Annotated in this window: 13 protein-coding genes; 9 read left to right on the forward strand and 4 right to left on the reverse strand. The window is 72.6% G+C overall.

The features are described from left to right. The first annotated feature begins 38 nt into the window (after positions 1-38). The 4 genes from FXF51_RS35625 (at position 39) to FXF51_RS35640 (ending at position 9,337) form a co-directional block, all read left to right on the forward strand. Positions 39-5,387 (forward strand): type I polyketide synthase, encoded by a 5,349-nt coding sequence (locus FXF51_RS35625; RefSeq protein WP_148439112.1) that lies wholly within the window; start codon positions 39-41, stop codon positions 5,385-5,387. Next, entirely contained in the window at positions 5,384-6,682 is a 1,299-nt protein-coding gene (gene ccrA, locus FXF51_RS35630; protein ID WP_148439113.1) for a crotonyl-CoA carboxylase/reductase, read from the forward strand. The genes FXF51_RS35625 and ccrA overlap by 4 nt, the downstream gene beginning before the upstream one ends. 91 nt (positions 6,683-6,773) lie before the next feature. Next, the gene (locus FXF51_RS35635; RefSeq protein WP_148439114.1) at positions 6,774-8,153 is read left to right on the forward strand and encodes an AAA family ATPase; all 1,380 of its coding nucleotides are present in this window, start codon (positions 6,774-6,776) and stop codon (positions 8,151-8,153) included. Then, on the forward strand, positions 8,147-9,337 hold the full coding sequence (locus FXF51_RS35640; RefSeq protein ID WP_187414747.1) for a tetratricopeptide repeat protein: 1,191 nt from the start codon (positions 8,147-8,149) through the stop codon (positions 9,335-9,337). The genes FXF51_RS35635 and FXF51_RS35640 overlap by 7 nt, the downstream gene beginning before the upstream one ends. On the opposite strand, the gene FXF51_RS35645 is transcribed toward FXF51_RS35640, so the two are convergent. Further along, entirely contained in the window at positions 9,338-10,318 is a 981-nt protein-coding gene (locus tag FXF51_RS35645; RefSeq protein WP_262380051.1) for an aldo/keto reductase, read from the reverse strand. A gap of 62 nt (positions 10,319-10,380) precedes the next feature. On the opposite strand from FXF51_RS35645, the gene FXF51_RS35650 reads away from it, so the two are divergent. From FXF51_RS35650 to FXF51_RS35660, 3 genes are all read left to right on the forward strand, one after another. Further along, the gene (locus FXF51_RS35650; RefSeq protein WP_148439117.1) at positions 10,381-11,259 is read left to right on the forward strand and encodes a LysR family transcriptional regulator; all 879 of its coding nucleotides are present in this window, start codon (positions 10,381-10,383) and stop codon (positions 11,257-11,259) included. Between the two features lie 31 nt (positions 11,260-11,290). Then, positions 11,291-11,491, forward strand: a complete 201-nt coding sequence (locus FXF51_RS35655; protein ID WP_187414748.1) for an EF-hand domain-containing protein — start codon at positions 11,291-11,293, stop codon at positions 11,489-11,491. A gap of 64 nt (positions 11,492-11,555) precedes the next feature. Beyond that, on the forward strand, positions 11,556-12,737 hold the full coding sequence (locus FXF51_RS35660; protein ID WP_148439119.1) for a helix-turn-helix domain-containing protein: 1,182 nt from the start codon (positions 11,556-11,558) through the stop codon (positions 12,735-12,737). Here FXF51_RS35660 and FXF51_RS35665 read toward each other — a convergent pair. Next, positions 12,734-13,144, reverse strand: coding sequence for a PPOX class F420-dependent oxidoreductase (locus tag FXF51_RS35665; RefSeq protein ID WP_148439120.1), 411 nt, complete (start codon positions 13,142-13,144; stop codon positions 12,734-12,736). The genes FXF51_RS35660 and FXF51_RS35665 overlap by 4 nt on opposite strands. A gap of 65 nt (positions 13,145-13,209) precedes the next feature. On the opposite strand from FXF51_RS35665, the gene FXF51_RS35670 reads away from it, so the two are divergent. After that, positions 13,210-14,871: an alpha-amylase family protein gene (locus FXF51_RS35670; RefSeq protein WP_148439121.1), complete on the forward strand. Its 1,662-nt coding sequence runs from the start codon at positions 13,210-13,212 to the stop codon at positions 14,869-14,871. 140 nt (positions 14,872-15,011) lie between these two features. Further along, the gene (locus FXF51_RS35675) at positions 15,012-16,763 is read left to right on the forward strand and encodes a bifunctional metallophosphatase/5'-nucleotidase (RefSeq protein WP_148439122.1); all 1,752 of its coding nucleotides are present in this window, start codon (positions 15,012-15,014) and stop codon (positions 16,761-16,763) included. Here FXF51_RS35675 and FXF51_RS35680 read toward each other — a convergent pair. Both FXF51_RS35680 and FXF51_RS35685 read right to left on the reverse strand, forming a co-directional pair. Beyond that, entirely contained in the window at positions 16,760-17,500 is a 741-nt protein-coding gene (locus FXF51_RS35680) for a cytochrome d ubiquinol oxidase subunit II (protein WP_148439123.1), read from the reverse strand. The genes FXF51_RS35675 and FXF51_RS35680 overlap by 4 nt on opposite strands. Before the next feature lie 12 nt (positions 17,501-17,512). Continuing rightward, positions 17,513-18,763, reverse strand: a complete 1,251-nt coding sequence (locus FXF51_RS35685) for a cytochrome ubiquinol oxidase subunit I (protein WP_148439124.1) — start codon at positions 18,761-18,763, stop codon at positions 17,513-17,515. Positions 18,764-18,835 lie beyond the last annotated feature (72 nt).

An 18,835-nucleotide genomic window follows, 5' to 3' on the forward strand; every position in this document is an offset into this window, starting at 1 on the left:
GTATCTTGGCCGATCACCCCGGTTGCATGGGAGCGCAGATGGACGTACCCGGCGAAGGTGAGATCCGCCGCTTCCTCGCCGAGCGGCTCGGCGAGCACGTGGACCCCGACCGGCCCCTCGGCGAGTACGGGCTCTCCTCGCGCGAGTCGGTGGCCGTCGCGGCCGAGCTGGGCGAGCTGCTGGGCCGGGAGCTGAGCCCGACGCTCCTGTGGGAGCACCCCACCGTCAACCGCCTGGCCCGCGCGCTGGCCGCCCCCGAGACCCCCGTACGCGCCGCGCCCCCCGCCGGCGAACCCGTCGCCGTGGTCGGCGTCGGCTGCCGCTTCCCCGGCGCGCACGGGCCCGGGGCGTACTGGGAACTGCTCGTCGAAGGGCGCGACGCGGTCGGCGAGGTGCCCGCGGGACGGTGGGAGGCGTTCAGCCGCAAGGCGGGCGCTTGGCGGCACGGCGGGTCGCCTTCCGGGGCGGGCGCTTCGCGGCACGGCGGATCGCCTTTCGAGACGGGCGCTTCGCGGCACGGGGGGTTCCTCGACGACGTGGCCGGGTTCGACGCGGAGTTCTTCGGCATCGCGCCGGGCGAGGCGGCCGCCATGGACCCGCAGCAGCGGCTGCTCCTGGAGACCGCGTGGGAGGCGCTCGAACACGGCGGCATCGCGCCCACCTCGCTGGCCGGCACCCGCACCGGGGTGTGGACCGGCATCTCCGGCAACGAGTACGCCTACCTCACCACCTCCGACCTGGCCGCCGTGGACGCCTGGACCGCCACCGGCGCCGCACTCGGCATGGGCGCCAACCGCCTGTCGTACCTGCTCGACCTGCGCGGCCCCTCCATGGCCGTGGACACCGCCTGCTCCTCCTCCCTCGTCGCCACCCACCTGGCCGTCTCCAGCCTGCGCGCCGGCGAGTGCGACCTCGCGCTGGCCGCCGGCGTCAACCTGCTGCTCTCCCCGGTGATCACCCTCGCCTTCGACCGGGGCGGCGGCACCGCGCCCGACGGGCGGTGCAAGGCGTTCGACGCCTCCGCCGACGGGATGGTGCGGGCCGAAGGGTGCGGAGTGGTCGTGCTCAAACGACTCGCCGACGCCATCCGCGACGGCGACCGCGTGCTCGCCCTCGTCGGCGCGACCGCCGTCAACCAGGACGGCCGCTCCAACGGCCTGGTCGCGCCCAACCCGGAGGCGCAGGAGGCGCTGCTGCGGCAGGTGTACGGGGATCGCGGCCCCGACTACATCGAGGCCCACGGGACGGGCACCTTCCTCGGGGACCCGATCGAGGCCCGCGCCATCGCCGCCGCCATCCGCACGCCGGTGCTCCTCGGCTCCGCCAAGACCAACCTCGGCCACCTGGAGGCCGCCGCCGGGATCGCCGGGCTGATCAAGACCGTGCTCGCCCTGCACCACGGCGTCATCCCGCCCAGCCTGCACTTCCGGCGGCCCAACCCGCACATCCCGTGGGAGACGTTGCGGGTCGTCACCGAGCCGATGGGGTGGCCTCGGGCGGATGCTCGGGCGGGGGTGTCAGCGTTCGGTTTCGGCGGGACGAACGCGCACGTCGTCCTGGACGGAGTCAGCACCAGCACCGGCCCCGGTGACGTCTCGCGCAGGACCACGGCCAAGCACGTCTTCCTCCTCACCGACATCACCGAGGACCGAGTCCGCGACCACGCCCGCGCCCTGGCCTCCTGGCAACCCGCGACCGACCTGCGGGACGTCGCCCACACCCTCGCCCGCCGAGCCGGACGCGGCAGGACGGCCGCCGCCGTGGTGGCGGGCGACGCCGCCGAACTGGCCAGGCGGCTGCGTGACATACGCCCCGCGCAGGCGACCGGCACCGGCCCTGTGTGGGTCTTCGGCGGTTACCGCCCCCACCCACCCGACCTGGGCCTCTACGACGTCGAGCCCGCATACCGCCGGACGCTCGACGCCCTCTCCCCGCTGCTCGCCGCCGAGGCCGGCATCGACCTGCACGACCCGCTCCCCACCGGAGTGGCCACCATCCAGCCCGTCCTCTTCGCGGCTCAGCTCGCCCTCGCCCAGACCTGGCGGGCCTACGGCTTCGAACCGGCCGCCCTGATCGGCCACTCGATGGGCGAGGTGGCGGCGGCCGTGGTGGCGGGCGGCCTCTCCCTGCGCGACGCCGTCAAGGTCATCTGCACGCGCGCCAGACTCCTCGGCGAGCTGGGCGGCGGCGGCGCGATGGCCGTGCTGGGCGTGGACGCCGCCGAGGTGCCGCCCGACCTGCACGTGGCGGTGTACTCGGCGCCCGGCCAGTGCGTGGTCACGGGGGAGCCGGAACGGGTGGCGGCGTTCGCCGCGTCGGTGGCGGAGCGAGGGCTGTTCGCCAGGACGCTCACGGCGGAGGGAGCGGGGCACTCGCCCCAGGTCAAGCCGCTGCTGCCGGTGCTCAGGGAAGAGCTGGCGGGGGTCGCCGGAGGCAAGCCGCTGGTGCCGTACTACTCGGTGGTGTTCGAGGACCCCCGTGAGGCGCCCGTGTTCGAGGCGGCGTACTGGGCGGCGGGGGTGCGCCGTCCCGTGCGGCTCATGCAGGCCGTGCGTGCCGCCGCCGACGACGGCTTCACCCTCTTCACCGAGGTGAGCCCGCATCCCGTGCTGACCGGCGCGCTGCGCGGCACCCTGCCGCCCACCGCCGTCCTGACCACGGGCGACCTGCACACCCAGCTCGCCACCGCCGCCGTAGCCGTCGCCCCGCGCACGTCGGGGCGCGTCGTGGACGTGCCGCTCGCGCCGTGGCGGCACGTCCGCCACTGGGCCGGGCCCGTGCCCCCGGTGGCCCGGCCGAACGGGCTGGACGGCAGACTGGTCGTACGGGACTGGGCCGCCGTGCCACCACGGGAGGCGGGCTCGTCCCGCGCATGGCTCATCCTGGCCGATGAGGGGGATGCGCGGGCAGCCCGCCTCCACTCCCTGCTCGGCCCGGCCACCACGCTCCTCGCACCACCGCGCGGCGAAGGCGCCGTGCCACGCGGCGGAAGCGCCGGCGCGCCGCCTCCCGGCGGGGCGTCCGTGCTCGTGCTGCCTTCGCGGGGGCTGGATCCGGCGGGTGCGCGGCGGGTGATCCTGGACGTCGCCGCCCTCGTCGCGCGAGGCTGCCGGGTGACGATAGGGACCGAGCGGGCGCAGGCCGTCCTGGAGGGCGAGCGGCCCGACCCGGGCGCGGCGGCGCTGCGCGGGCTGGTACGCGTCCTCGCCCTCGAACGCCCCGGGACCACCGCCGTCGTGGACTTCGACGACCTCACGGACCTGGCCGAGGAGCTGAAGGGCGGGGCGGACGACGAGGTGGCCTGGCGCGGCGGGGTGCGATACGCGGCCCGCCTGCGCCGCATCTCGCCGTCACGCACCGGGCCGGACCCCGTCGCGGGGCCGGGCGCGTACCTCATCACCGGCGGCACCGGCAGGCTGGGCAGGCTCGCCGCCCGCCGCCTGGTCGAGCGGGGCGCCACCAGGGTCGTGGTGAACGGCCGGTCAGAGGCCGCCGCCGACGGGATCGTCCAGGTGGTGACGGGCGACCTCGCGCTGCCCGGCACCGCGGAGCGGCTGGTGGCGGCGGCCACCGCCGGAGGGATGCGGTTGCGCGGCGTCATCCACGCGGCGGGCGTCCTGGACGACCGCCTGATCGCGGACCTCGACCGGGACAGCCTGGAGCGCGTGTGGGCCGCCAAGGTGGACGGCGGCCTGCGCCTGCACGAGGCCACCAAGGCGCTGGACCTGGACTGGTGGGTGGCGTTCTCGTCGGCGGCCGGGGTGCTCGGCTCGCCGGGGCAGGCGGCGTACGCGGCGGCGAACGCCTGGCTGGACGGGCTGTGCGAGCTGCGGCGGGCGGAGGGACTGCCGGGGCTGGCGATCGCGTGGGGGCCGTGGGCGGGGACGTCCGCCGGTGCGCTGCCCGCCGTGGAGCCGTTGACGGCGGAGGAAGGGCTGGAGGCGCTGGAGGAGCTGATCCGGGGCGGGACGTCGGCCGGAGTGGTCAACGTGAACGCGAAGCAGGCAGTCACGATATTTCCGGCCATCGGCCGCATTCCGTATTTCGCCGAGGTGGTGGGTGCTCAGCCGCCGGCCGCCGCGCCCCTGGACCTGGGCGCGCTCACGCCCGAGGTCGTGTCGGCGCGGGTGCGGGAGAGGGTGGCCGTCGTGCTCGGGGTGGCCGCCGACGCGCTGGACGAGGACGTGGTGCTGACGGACCTCGGGCTGGACTCGCTGGCCGCGACCCGGCTGCGCGGCACGATCGAGCACGACTTCGGCGTCACGGTGGCCACCGCGCCGATGCTCACAGGAGGCACGGCGGGGACGCTCGCGGGCGCCGTGGTGGCCGGGCTGGGGCTGACGGCGAGTGCGCCGCCCGTCGGGGCCAGGGACGCGGCCGAGCGGCAGGTGGTGCGGGTGCTCGCCAGGGTGCTCGGCCGCGAGCCGTCCGTGACGGACCCCGTCCCGCCGCACGCCCTGCCCGAGGCGATCGCCCTCCTGAGCGAGGAGCTCGGCAGACCGGTCCCGCCACCGCACGCGAGCAGTCCGCAAGTGGCGGAGCTGGCCGAGGTGGTGCGGGGCATGGACGAGGCGGAGGCGGAACGGTCGCTGGTGCGGCGGTTGAACGCCGCCGCCCCCGCCCGGCGGCCGCTCTTCCTGGCGCACCCCGCCGGCGGCACCACCGGCGTCTACGCCCTCCTCGCCGACCGCCTTCCCGCCATCCCCGTCCACGGCCTGGAGCGCCTGGACGGCTCCCTGGGCGTCACGGAACGCGCCGGCCGCTACGTGGAGGCGATCAGGGAGGCGGGGCCGGGGCCGTACCGGCTGGGTGGGTGGTCGTTCGGCGGGATCCTGGCGTTCGAGATCGCCCGCAGGCTGGGCGAGGCGGACGTCGAGCTGGTCGCCATGATCGACTCGGGCCTGCCCGAGGAGGTGCCTGAGGCGGCGCGGCGCGAGATCGAGGCCCGCCGCTACGCGGACTTCGCGGCCCACCTGAGCCGGACGTACGGCGTCGAGGTGGACCTGGACCCCGCGGACCTGCTCGATCTGGCAGACGAGGCGAGGACGGCGCTGGTGATGGAGCGGATGGCCGCGTCGGGAGCCACCAGGGCGCTGCCCGCCGCGGTGCTGCGGCACCAGCTCACCTCGCACGAGGACACCAGGGCCATCGAACGTTACCGCCCCGGCGCCCCGTTCCACGGCCGGGTCGTGCTCTACCGCTCGACCGAGCCCACCCCCTGGACGGTGCGGGACGTCCGCTACGCCCACGAGGGCGACCCGGCCAGGGGCTTCGGGCCGTACTGCACGAATCTGGAGATCGTCGAGATCGCCGGAGCGCACCACCTCGACCTGCTCGATCCCCCTCACGTCGAGGTCATCGCCGAGCACCTGGGAGGACTGCTATGACGCTGGCACAGGCAGTGGTGGCAGGCGCGGAGCCCGCCGAGCTGGCGCGCCTGGACGTGCCGACCACCTACCGGGCCGCCCACCTGCGCAAGGACGAGGTGGGCACGTTCGACCAGGACGAGCCCGACAAGGACGTGCGCAGGACGTTGCACGTCGGCGAGGTCCCGATGCCGGAGCCGGCCGCGGACGAGGTGCTCATCGCCGTCATGGCCAGCGCGATCAACTACAACACGGTGTGGTCGGCGATGTTCGAGCCGATCCCGACGTTCGCGTTCCTGGAGCGGTTCGGGCGTACGGACCCGCGGCACGACCTGCCCACCCACGTTCTCGGCTCGGACGCGGCCGGCGTGGTCGTCAGGACCGGCGCGGCGGTGCGCCGCTGGCGGGTCGGCGACAGGGTGGTGACCAGCCCCGCGTACGTGGACGGCGAGGACCCGGTCGTGCAGCACGACGGCATGCTCGCCGCCGACCTGCGGGCCTGGGGCTTCGAGACGAACTTCGGCGGCCTGGCCGACTTCGCCGTGGTCAAGGCCACCCAGTTGCTGCCCAAGCCCCGCCATCTGACCTGGGAGGAGGCGGCCTGCAACATGTTGTGCGCCTCGACCGCGTACCGGATGCTGGTCGGCGAGCGCGGCGCGCGGATGAAGCAGGGCGACGTGGTGCTGCTGTGGGGCGCGACGGGCGGCCTCGGCGGGTACGGCGTGCAGCTCGTGCTGGGCGGCGGCGGCATCCCCGTCGGCGTGGTCAGCTCGCCGGAGAAGGCGGAGCTGCTGCGCGGGATGGGCTGCCCGCACGTGATCGACCGCGGGCAGTTTGACGACCTGGCGGACGAGAAGGCGTGGCGGCGGCTGGGCGCGGAGGTCCGGCGGCTGGTGGGGGAGGACCCGGCGATCGTGTTCGAGCACACGGGCAGGGAGACGTTCGGCGCCTCCGTGTACGTGGCCAGGCGCGGCGGCTCGGTGGTGACGTGCGGGTCGTCCAGCGGGTACGCCCACGAGTACGACAACCGGCACCTGTGGATGAAGCTCAAGCGGATCATCGGTTCCCACGGCGCGAACTACCAGGAGTGCCACGAGGTCAACCGGCTCATCTCGCTGGGCCTCCTCCAGCCGACGCTCTCCGCCGTGTACCCGCTCACGGGGGCGGCGGACGCGACCCGCGCCGTGCAGCTCAACCAGCACGTGGGCAAGGTGGGCGTGCTCGCGCTGGCCCCGGAGGAGGGGCTGGGCGTCGAGGATCACGAGCTGCGGGAGCGGGTGGGCGAGGACCGCCTGCGCCTGTTCCGCCCGCGCTGATGCCCATGGGGACCATCGCGGAGCGGAACGCCGGGATTCGGTATCTTGCGTAGTCCGAGATGACCGAACCTGCGACAGAAGGGAACGGCACGTGCCCGACGATGCCGGCCTTCAGGCGCTCCGCGAGGCGGCGCGTCTCTCCCCCGACAACCTCCCCCTCCGGCGGCTCCTGGCCGGTCAGCTCCTCGCCAAGGGGTACCTGGCGGACGCGGAGGCCGAGTTCCGCGCCGCGCTCGCGCTCTCCCCGCAGGACCCGGAGCTGATCGCCGGGCTGGCGGACGCGTTCATCCGCCAGAGCGCCTTCGGGGCGGCGATGGCGGCGCTGGAGCCGCTGCTGGCCGCACCGGGTTACCCGCCCGCCGTGGGGGTGCTGGCGGCCAGGGCGTTGCTGGGCGAGGGGGACACGGGCCGGGCCGCCTTCCGGTACTTCGAGGCGACCTCGCGCGACGCGTCCGTGGCCGACCCGGCGCTGGAGGCGCGGATCACGGGCTCGACCCGCCCCGCCCCCTCACCGCCCGCCACGGGAACGCCGGCCCCGCCCGGCCCCGAGTCGCCGTTCCTCCCCTCCGTCCCCCTCCCGGGCGACACGACCACGGCGGAGGTGGAGCGTTCGAAGGTCTCCTTCGCCGACGTGGCCGGCATGGACGCCGTCAAGGAGGCCCTGCGCATCAAGCTGCTCCTCCCGATGCAGCAGCCGGAGATGTTCGCCGCGTTCGGCAAGCGCGCCGGCGGCGGCGTCCTGCTGTACGGCCCGCCGGGCGCGGGCAAGACCCACCTGGCCAGGGCGGCGGCCGGCGAGCTCGGCGCGGCGTTCGTCAACGTGGGCCTGGCCGACATCCTCGACATGTACATCGGCAACAGCGAGCGCAACCTGCGCGCCACGTTCGACCTGGCCCGCCGCAACCGCCCGTGCGTGCTGTTCTTCGACGAGGTGGACGCGCTGGCCGGCCGCCGCTCCGACATGCGCAGCGCGCACGGCCGCCAGCTCGTCAACCAGTTCCTGTCCGAGCTGGACGGCGTGGACCAGGACGCCAACGAGGGCGTGCTGGTGCTGGCCGCCACGAACGCCCCCTGGTACGTGGACGTGGCCTTCCGCCGTCCAGGACGGCTCGACCAGCCGGTGTTCGTGCCGCCGCCCGACCAGCACGCGCGCGCGGCCATCCTGCGCATCCTGTGCAGGGACAAGCCGCTGGCCGAGATGGACTACGACGCGGTGGCGCAGGCGAGCGAGCACTTCGTGGGCGCGGACCTGAAGGGGGTGGTGGACCGGGCGGTCGAGGCGAAGCTGCAGCAGTCGCTCAGCGCCGGGCGCCCCATCCCGCTGACCACGCAGGACCTGCTGGCCGCCGCCAGGAGCGTGCGGCCGACGGCGGTGCGGGAGTGGATGGGCACCGCGCGCAACTACGTCATGCACGCCAACGACTCCGGCGCCTGGGACGAGCTGATGCCCTGGGTGAAGGCGAAGTGGTAGGGGTCGCCGACCCCATCGAGCGGGCGCGGGCGCTCCTGCGGCTGCGGCGGCCCGCCGACGCCGAGCGGGAGCTGCGCGGCCTGCTGGCGCGGGAGCCGCAGCACACCGACGGCCACGCCCTCCTGTCGCTCGCCCTGATCGAGCAACGCCAGGTGGCCGAGGCGGTCGAGGAGGCGCAGGAGTCGGTACGGCTCGCCCCCGACCAGTGGCTGCCCCACTACGCCGCCGCCCAGGTGTACAACAGGGCCCGCCGCCCGGACGACGCCGTGGCCGCGATCAGGACGGCCCTGGACATCTCCCCCGAGTACGCTCCGGCCTGGGAGGTGCTGGCCCGCGCGCACCTGCTGAAAGGCGAGTGGCAGCCGGCGGTGGACGCGGCGCTGCACGGCCTGAGCATCGAGCCGGAGGACTGCGACCTGGTGAGCCTGGCGTCGCTGGCCTACACGAACCTGGGTGACGCCGCCCAGGCCAGGGCCGCCGCCGCGCACGCCGTACGGATCGATCCGGAGAGCCCGACCGCGCACTTCGTGTACGGGCAGGCGGAGCTGAGGTTCGGCGCGCCTGGGAGGGCGGCGGAGAGCTTCCGCGAGGTGCTCAGGCTGGATCCCGGGTTCGGCGCGGCGCGGGATCTGCTGGTGTCGGCGCTCAAGCAGCGCAACCCGGTCTACCGGCGGCTGTCGTGGCTGCGCGGCAGGTTCCCGCAGGGCTGGCGGCTGATCTTCCTGCTGCCGGTGATCCCGCCCGTCATCGCGGTCTTCGTCATCCTGGCGTTGCTGCACTGGGTGGGCTGGGTGGCCGAGGCGTGGACGATGGTGCGGCTGGCTCGCGGCAGGGCGACCCGGCTGCTGTTCGAGGGGGCCGAGGCGCGGGTGGCGGTGGGCTGCCTGGGCCTGGTGGCGGCCGGGGCGGCGCTGCTCGGGCTGGGCATCGGGCTGGGGGACGAGGTGGCCGGCCTCGCGGGCGCGGCCGTCATGGCTCTGGTCACGCCCGTCCAGGAGGCCGCCCACACCGGGTCGCCGGTCGGGCGGGCGATCCTGTACGGCTGGGCGGGCCTGCTGGGCGTCGCCGTGGCGGCCTCGGCGCTCACCGCGAGCCCCGGGACGGCGCTGCTCGCCCTGTACGCCGCGATCGCCACGGTCTGGCTCGCCACCCCGGTCCGGGGCAGGCTCACGCCCGTCATCTGATCAGAGCAGGGTCCCGCCGCTGACCTCGAACCTGGCGAGCGCCTCGTCGAGCCTGGCCAGGGTGTCGGGGTGGAGGGTGACGTCGGCGGCGGCGAGGTTCTCCACGATGTGGGACGGGGTGCGGCTGCCGGGGATGGCCACCACGTGCTCGTCCTGGTGCAGCAGCCAGGCCAGGGCGAGCTGGGCGGGCGTGATGCCGAGGTTGGCGGCGAGTGTCCTGATGGGGGCGTAGCGGTCGTTGTTGCCGGAGAGGTTCTCGGCGGCGAAGCGGGGCGCGTTGTGGCGGAAGTCGCCCTCGCCGAGCTCCTGCACGGTGCCGGTCAGGAAGCCGTTGCCGAGAGGGCTCCACGCCACGATCCCGACGCCCAGCTCGCGTGCCGCCGCGAGCAGTTCGGCGTCCACCGGCCGCCACATCGACCACTCGTTCTGCACGGCCGTCACGGGGTGCACCGCGTGGGCCGCCCTGAGCTGGGCGGCGGTCACGTTGGACAGGCCGATGTGCTTGATCAGCCCGTCGCGCACCAGCTCGGCCATCGCGCCGGTGGTCTCCTCGATGGGCACGCCGGGGTCGGGGTAGTGGGCGTAGTAGAGGTCGATCACGTCGGTGTCCAGGTTGCGCAGGCTGCGTTCGGCGTAGCCGCGCACCAGGCGGGGCTCGGCGTTGACGCGCAGCTCGTTGAAGGCGTACCCGACGGGGTACGAGCGGCTCGCCTCGCCCTCCGGGATCGCCAGGCCGAACTTGGTCGCGACCACCACCTCGTCCCTGCGGCCCTTGATGGCGCGGCCGACCAGGCGCTCGTTGTGGCCGTCGGCGCCGTAGGCGTCGCTGGTGTCCACGTGGGTGGCGCCCGCGTCCAGCGCCGTCTTGAACGCCGCCTCGGCGCGGGCGTCGTCCACCTCGCCGTACACGCCGGGGGAGAGCACCATGGCGCCGAAGCCGATGGCGGGAACCTGCAAGTTGCCGAGAGTGCGTGTCTTCATGGTCATGATCCTGTCGTGGCGCCCCGTCCCGAGTCCAAGACCTTTTGCTATAACCAGTGGCTATGGACGTGCATCTGCGTGATCTGCGGTACTTCGTGGCGGTCGCCGAGGAGCTGAACGTGACGCGGGCCGCCGAGCGGCTGTTCGTGTCGCAGCCCGCGCTGTCCAAGCAGCTCGGGGTGCTGGAGCGGCAGCTCGGTTTCAAGGTGTTCGACCGGGTGCCCAGCGGGGTGGCGCTCACGCGGCAGGGCGCGGTGCTGCTGCCGGTCGCCCGCGAGCTGATCGAGCGCTGGAACGCGGGGGTGGAGCAGGCGCGGGCGGCGGCGCCCACGGGCACGCTGGTGATCGGCCTGCAGACGGCGGTGGGCCGGGGGTTGCAGCAGGAGGCGCTGCGCCGCTTCCGCGCGGCGATGCCGGGCTGGGAGGTGTCGTTGCGGCTGGTGGGCTGGGACGATCCCAGCGGCGGGCTGGCCGACGGCTCCTCCGACGTGGCGTTCATCTGGCTGCCCGTGCCGCCGGGGCTGCGGACGCACGTGCTGGCGACCGAGCGGCGCGGGGTCGCCATGCCCGCCGATCATCCGCTGGCGGAGCTGGCGGAGATCCCGTTCGAGGCGCTGCGCGGGGAGCCGTTCATCGCGCTGCCGAGGGCGGCGGGGCCGCTGCGGGACTTCTGGCTCGGGCTCGACGCGCGCGACGACGAGCCGGTGGTCGGGGTGACGGCCAACACGCCTGAGGAGGTGTTCGAGGCCGTGATCAGCGGGCTCGGGGTGGTGCTGGTGGCCGAGGGGAACGCCGCGCTCTACAAGCGGCCGGGGATGACGTACCGGCCGGTTACAGGGCTGCCTCCCGGGGAACTGGCCATTGCCTGGCGCGAAGGGGACGCGAGTGCGCAAGTCCTCGCATTCATCGACGCGCTGCGACAGGTGACCACTAAGGTCTGACCCGAGATCGAGACGTAGAAAGGTGCCCCCCATGAGCGAGTTCGCCACCACCTTCGACCTGATCGACGCCGACAAGGACGGCCGGATCTCCGCCGTCGAGCTGGTCCGGCTGATGGAGGTGCTCGGCCAGCCGGTGACGCTGGAGGCCGCCCAGGAGGGGGTGCTCAAGCTGGACAAGGACGGCGACGGCCTGATCGACCTGGCGGAGTTCAGCGCGTTCCTCCAGAAGTGATAAGAAACAAGCGTTTGCTACACATTCTTCTGTTGCCTGGGACACAATGGCGGCAGGAGGGACGATGGCGATCAAGAGTGACATCAGCGAAAGCCGTACACCCGCGGACATCGTGAAAACGCTCAGGTCGGGCATCGGGCCGGTCTCCGAGGAGGTCATCGAGGAGATCCAGGCCCGCATCCCCGAGTACGCCCGGCCATCGGACGAGATCTACATCAAGGTCGTGCGCATGGCGGTCGAGCAGGCCATCGAAGGCTTTCTCGACCGCATCGAGAGCCCGGACGCCCCGTGGGACCCCGAGCCGTTCCGCATGATCGGCAAGGGGGAGGCGGCGGAGGGCCGCAACCTGGAGCCGCTGCAGGCCGCGATGCGGCTCGGGGCGCGGGTCGGCTGGCGGCGGCTGACCGAGATCGCGGGCCCGCTCGGCCTGTCACCCCGATCCCTGTGCGAGCTGGGTGAGGCCGTCTTCGTCCACCTCGACCGGCTCGCCGACGCCGCCGCCGAGGGCTACGACGAGGCCAGGGCGCACGAGGCGGGCGAGATGGAGCGCCGCCGCGCCCGCCTGCTCGACCTGCTGCTCAGCCAGCCGCCCGCCAGCCCGGACGCCATCGCCGACCTGGCCAAGGCCGCCGCCTGGCGGCTGCCCAGAACGGTGGCCTGCGTGGCGCTCGACGACCAGCACGGCGCCTGCCGGGTGCCCCCGCTGCCGCCCGACGTGCTCGCCGGGCCAGGCCGGCCCCTGCCGTGCCTGCTGGTGCCCGACCCGGCGGGGCCCGGCCAGGGCCAGATGCTGGAGCACGCCCTGCGCGGGCAGCGCGCCGCCATCGGGCCCGCCGTGCCCCTGGACGCCGCCGCGTCCTCGCTGCGCTGGGCGGGGGAGGCGCTCGACCTGTCCCGGCGCGGCGTGCTGCCCCGCGGGCTGCTGAGGTGCGAGGACCACCTGGCCACGCTGGTGGTGTTCAAGGACGAGGAACTGGTCAGCGCGCTGGCCGAGGTGCGGCTCGCCCCCCTTGCTCACCTGCGTCCCACGCAGCAGGACCGGCTGGCGGAGACGCTGCTGGCGTGGCTGCGGCACGGGCGCGGGGCCGGCGAGGTGGCGGCCAAGCTGCACGTGCACCCGCAGACCGTGCGCTACCGGCTGCGGCAGCTCGAAGAGCTGTACGGCGACCAGCTCGCCGACCCCGACATCCGGTTCGAGCTGGAGATCGCGCTGCGGGCCAGGCAGGCGGCCATGTCGGAGCGCTAGTGCTCGGCGCGGCGGGAGTCGTACCAGGTGTCGCCCACCGGCTCGCCGGACAGGTTCCAGCTCCACGAGACGGCCGGCGTGACGCGGCTGTAGATGCCCGGCCCGACCATGCCGGCCCGCTCCACCGGTTCGTCCGCGACGCCGTACACGCGGATGCCGCGCGCCACGAACGGCTGCAGCGACACCAGGTCGTCCACCACCAGGGACACCTTGACCCCACCCGCGCCGATGTTGCGGAACTTCCTGGTGCGCAGCACTTGCGCGCCCGCGCCACCGATCCAGAAGTGCGTGCCGTCGAACTCGAACGCCACCGGTACCACGTCGGGCTGCCCGTCGCCGGCCACTGTGGCCAGGCGGGCGAGCGGCTGCGAGCGCAGGTAGGCGATCTCCTCGTCGGTGAACGACATGTTCGCTACCTCCCCTTCTCCCGCAACGATGTCATGAGGAGCGCCGCCCGGGGTAGCGGGAACGGATGCGACTGACGTACACCTCCGACGTCTGGTGGAAGAACGCCGTCGTGTACTGCCTTGACGTGGAGACGTTCAAGGACGGCAACGGCGACGGCGTGGGCGACTTCCGAGGCCTGACGCAGCAGATCGACTACCTCGCGGGGCTCGGCGTGACCTGTCTATGGCTCATGCCGTTCTTCCCGACCCCCAACAAGGACGACGGCTACGACATCACCGACTTCTACAGCATCGACCCGCGCCTGGGCACCCTGGGCGACTTCGTGGAGTTCATGCGGACCGCGCACGACAGAGGCCTGCGAGTGATCGCCGACCTCGTCGTCAACCACACCTCGGACCAGCATCCGTGGTTCAAGGAGGCGCGGTCCGGGCGGGACTCGCCGCGCCGCGACTGGTACGTCTGGTCCGACAAGCCCGAGCCCGACAACCCCGAGCAGATCGTCTTCCCGGACAAGGAGGACAGCGTCTGGGAGTACGACGAGGGTTCGAGCCAGTACTACCTGCACAGTTTCTACCGCCACCAGCCGGACCTGAACGTGGGCAACCCCGAGGTCAGGGACGAGATCACGCGCATTCTCGGGTTCTGGATGGAGCTGGGGCTGTCAGGGTTCAGGGTGGACGCGGTGCCGTTCCTCATCGAGAACGTCAACCCCAGGCTGGCCAGCCCGCACGAGTTCCTGGCGGATCTGCGGGCGTTCATGACGCGGCGCAAGGGCGGGTCGATCCTGCTCGGCGAGGTCAACGTGCCGTACAAGGACCTGATCGCCTACTTCGGTGACGGGCTGGGCGACCAGATCACCATGTGCTTCGACTTCATCGGCATGCAGAAGGCCTGGCTGTCGCTGGCGCGCAACGACGCCACGCCCCTGGCCGAGGCGCTGCGCGAGCGTCCGAAGCCGCCCAAGGACTGCCAGTGGGCGATGTTCCTGCGCAACCACGACGAGCTGACCCTCGACAAGCTGACGGAGGAGGAGCGGGAGGAGGTCTTCCGCGCGTTCGGCCCGGAGAAGGAGATGCAGATCTTCGGGCGGGGGCTGCGCCGTCGCCTGCCGACGATGCTCGGCGGCGACCTGCGGCGCATCAAGATGGCCTACAGCCTGCTGTTCTCGCTGCCCGGCACGCCCGTGATCTTCTACGGCGAGGAGATCGGGATGGGGGAGAACCTGGAGGAGGAGGGCCGGATGGCGGTCCGCGTCCCGATGCAGTGGTCAGAGGACGGCGGGTTCAGCCAGGCCGAGCCGGTCCGCGAGATCCCCGAGGGCTCCTTCGCCCCCGACCGGGTGAACGTGGCCGGCCAGAAGCGCGACACCGGGTCGCTGCTGCGCTGGTTCCAGCTCCTCATCGAGCGTTACCGGGAGTGCCCGGAGCTGGCGTGGGGCGAGTACACCGTGCTCGACACGGGGCATCCGGCGGTCTTCGCGCACCGCTGCGACGCCGACGGGGCCACGGTGGTGGTCGCCCACAACCTGTGCGATACGGCTCAGGACGTGGAGCTGCGGCTGGACGGGCTGGAGCGGCACCTGCTCACGGACCTGCTGGTGGACGGGACGCTGGAGGTGTCGGAGCAGGGCGTGGTGCGGCTGCCGATGGACCCGCACGGCTGCCGCTGGCTGCGTGCCTCGCCGCCGGAGATCCCGCCGGAGGACGCCTCGGTCAAGTCGTTGTGACCATGCGCGCCTGAGGATAGGCGGACATGGCGAGGGTGGCGATGGCGAGCAGGTCCTCGTAGGAGGAGGTCACCGCACTGATCCGAGATTTCATCACTCGTGTAATCAATGAGTGATTTGTCCCGATTAACCTCCGCACCATGCAGACCAAGAAGCTCGCCCTCACCGGGGCCGCCGCGACCTGCGTGCTGGCCCTGGTGGCACTCCCCGCGCAGGCCGCGCCGGCGAAAACCGTCACGGTCACGGTCATGGGCACCTCCGACCTCCACGGCAACACCCTCAACTGGGACTACTTCAAGGACGCCGCCTACTCCGACAGCCAGGGCAACCACGTCGGCCTGGCCAAGGTGTCCTCGCTGGTCAACCAGATCAGGGCCGAGCGCGGGGCGGAGCGCACGCTGCTGTTCGACTCGGGGGACACGATCCAGGGCACGCCGCTGGCGTACTACTACGCCAAGGTCGAGCCGATCACCGAGACCGGCGAGACCCACCCGATGGCTCAGGCCATGAACGCCATCGGGTACGACGCCGTGACGCTGGGCAACCACGAGTTCAACTACGGTCTGCCGCTGCTGGCCACCTGGATCGACCAGATGAAGGCCCCCGTGCTCGGCGCGAACGCGGTGCACGACAGGTCGGGGCTGCCGGCGTACAAGCCGTTCGTGATCAAGAGCATGAAGGTCAAGGGCGACAAGCCGGTCAAGGTCGGCGTGCTGGGCCTGACCAACCCCGGCGTGGCCATCTGGGACAAGGCCAACGTCGAGGGCGAGCTGCGCTTCACCGACCTGGTCGAGTCGGCCAGGAAGTGGGTGCCGGTCATCCGGAGCCTCGGCGCGGACGTGGTCGTCGTGACCGCGCACGCGGGCGACAACGGCATGTCGTCATATGGCGGTGACCTGCCGGTCGAGAACGCCTCGGCGATGGTTGCCGAGCAGGTGCCCGGCATCGACGCGGTGCTGTTCGGGCACGCGCACAACGAGGTCGCCCAGCGGTTCGTGACCAACAAGGTCACGGGCAAGCAGGTGCTGCTCACCGAGCCGGGCAAGTGGGGCCAGCGCCTGTCGCGGCTGGACTTCCAGCTCACCAAGCAGCGCGGCAAGTGGGTGGTCACCGGCAAGTCGTCCGCCACGATCAACACGAACACGGTCCCCGAGGATCCGAAGATCGTGGCGCTGCTGAAGCCGCAGCACGACACCACGGTCGGCTACGTCAACACGGTCGTGGCCAAGTCGGCGCAGCAGCTCTCCGCCGCCGAGTCGCCGTACCAGGACACGCCGATCCTCGACTACATCCAGCACGTGCAGATCGAGACGGTCAAGCGGGCGCTGCCGGACAACACGCTGCCGGTGCTGTCGATCGCCGCGCCGTTCAGCCGCAGCGCCGTCTTCCCCGCCGGTGACATCCGGGTCAGGGACGTGGCCGGCCTGTACGTCTACGACAACACGCTGATGGCGGTCAAGCTGACCGGGGCGCAGATCAAGGACTACCTGGAGTACTCCGCCAAGTACTTCAACCAGCTCGCGCCCGGCGACCCGGTGGACGTCACCAAGCTGACCAACGCGAACAACACCCCCGACTACAACTACGACCAGCTCGCCGGCGTCTCCTACGACCTCGACGTGGCCAAGCCCGCCGGACAGCGCGTCGCGAACCTCACCTACGACGGCGCGCCGATCCCGGCGGACAAGGAGTTCCTGGTCGCGATCAACAACTACCGCCAGTCGGGCGGCGGCGGCTTCCCGCACGTCACCACCGCCCCCGTGCTCTACAACGCGCAGGTGGAGATCCGGCAGGCGCTGATCGAGTACGCCACCGCCCAGGGCACCATCGACCCGGCCGGCTTCGCCGCCGCCAACTGGAAGCTGACCCGCGACGGAGTGCCGCTCTTCTAGAGATAGGACGGGCCGGTCACCCGGTGCCTGAACGTCCACCACACCCACGCCTGGGCCGCCACCAGGAACGGGATCAGAGTCAGGACGACCGGCACCAGCAGCGGCCCCGACGTGCCGGGCTCCAGCGGCAGCCGGAGCCCGGCCAGCACCCCCACGGCCACCAGCACCGCCGAGGTCAGCGCGTACGTGCGGCCCTCGCCGGCCCCGCCCGCGAGCACCGCCGCCCGCGCCCGCAACGTGCCGCGCAGCCGCAGCGCCGCGAACGCCAGCCCGTGCGTGCCGAACACCACGGCGAGCACCAGCGCGGGCAGCAACGCCACCGGCCCCTCGATGCCGAGCAGCACGTGCGCCAGCAGCGCGCCCCAGCTCAGCGCCAGGCCCCAGCTACCGGCCACGATCGCGCCGTCCCAGCAGGCCTGCCAGCGCGCCCCCGGCAGCCGCCCGCGCAGCCACAGCCCCATGTCACGCACCACCCAGGCCAGCAGCAGCGTCACGACCACGGTGTGGTTGCCGTGCAGCAGCTCGCCCTCCAGCGTGGGGAACAGCCCCGCCAGCACGCCCGCCGTGGCCACCAGCCACACCTCGTTGCCGAGGAAGAACGGCGCGATCGCGGCGATCACCTCGCGCCGCTCGCCCGCCGTCCTGCCCAGGTACGGCAGAGCCATGCCGACCCCGATGTCGGCGCCGGCCAGCACCAGGTAACCGAGCGCGAAGAAGGCCAGAACGAAGATCTCCATGACGAGCGTCCCCTAGAACGAAGGAGCAGGAACGGGGGTGTCGACCGGCCGGTCGCCCAGCGCCACCGCGCCGGGCCCGCGCCGCGCCTGCCTGGCCAGCAGCCAGTAGTTGACCGCGATCAGGATCGTGAACACCGTGACGAACGCGGCCAGCGAGAACACCATCTGACCCTCGGTCACCGGCGACATGGCGTCGGACGTCCGCAGCAGCCCGTACACGGCCCAGGGCTGGCGGCCCATCTCCCGGAAGACCCAGCCGGCCAGCATGGTGACGAACGGGACCGGGATCATCAGCGTCAGCAGCCAGTGCCACACCCTGAACCCGCGCACGACGGGCCTGATGAGCATGAGCAGGAAGCTCGGCCCCGCCACGAACAGCATGAGCGCGAACAGCGTCATCATCGTGATGCCGCTTGTCTGCACCGCCTCCACGGGCGGCAGGTAGTCACCCGGGCCGAACCTGGCCACCATCTCGGCCTGCGCGGCGGCCAGCCGCTCCGGGTCGTTCACCCAGGCGGCGACCTTCGTGGGCTGCATGGTCTCGAACCCGAGCCCGCCGAACGTCGCCGTGACCAGCAGGGCGGGCAGCGCCACGCCGATCCCGATCCGCAGCGACTTGCGGAACAGGTCCTGCTCGGCGGTGCGCTTGCGCAGGTGGTACGCGCTCACCCCGGCCATGAAGAAGCCGCCCACGATCATCGCGCCGAACAGCACGTGCCCGAACGCCACCTGAGCCGCCGGGTTGGCCACCATGGCGCCGAAGTCCGTCAGCCGCAGCCGGCCGCCGTCCACGACGTGCCCGACCGGGTTCTGCAGGAAGCCGTTGGCCACCATGATCCAGAACGCCGACGCGTACGCGGTCAGCGTCACCACCCAGATGAGCGCCAGGTGCGCCCACCGGTTCAGCTTGTTCCAGCCGAAGATCCACAATCCCAGGAACGTGGACTCCACGAAGAACGCGACCAGCGTCTCGATGGCCAGCGCCGACCCGAACACGTCACCCGCGTACGTGGTCAGCCCGCTCCACGACAGCCCGAGCTGGAACTCCATCACCAGCCCGGTGACGATGCCCATCGCGTAGTTGATGATGTAGAGCTGGCCCCAGAACCGCGTCATTCGCAGGTGCACGGGATCGCCGCCGAAGGTGGCGCGGGTCTGCACGACGGCGACCAGCGTCGCCAGCCCGAGCGTCAGTGCCACGAACAGGAAGTGCGCGCCGGCCGTGAGCGCGAACTGCAGGCGGGCGAGGTCCACGATGTCCATACCGCAGACCCTCCCGGTACGGCTGCGCCCGCCGCGTCATGCCGGGGCGTGCTCTCGCCTTACCTCCCCGGT

It is taken from the genome of Nonomuraea sp. PA05 (assembly GCF_008086045.1).
Classification (GTDB): Bacteria; Actinomycetota; Actinomycetes; order Streptosporangiales; family Streptosporangiaceae; genus Nonomuraea; species Nonomuraea monospora.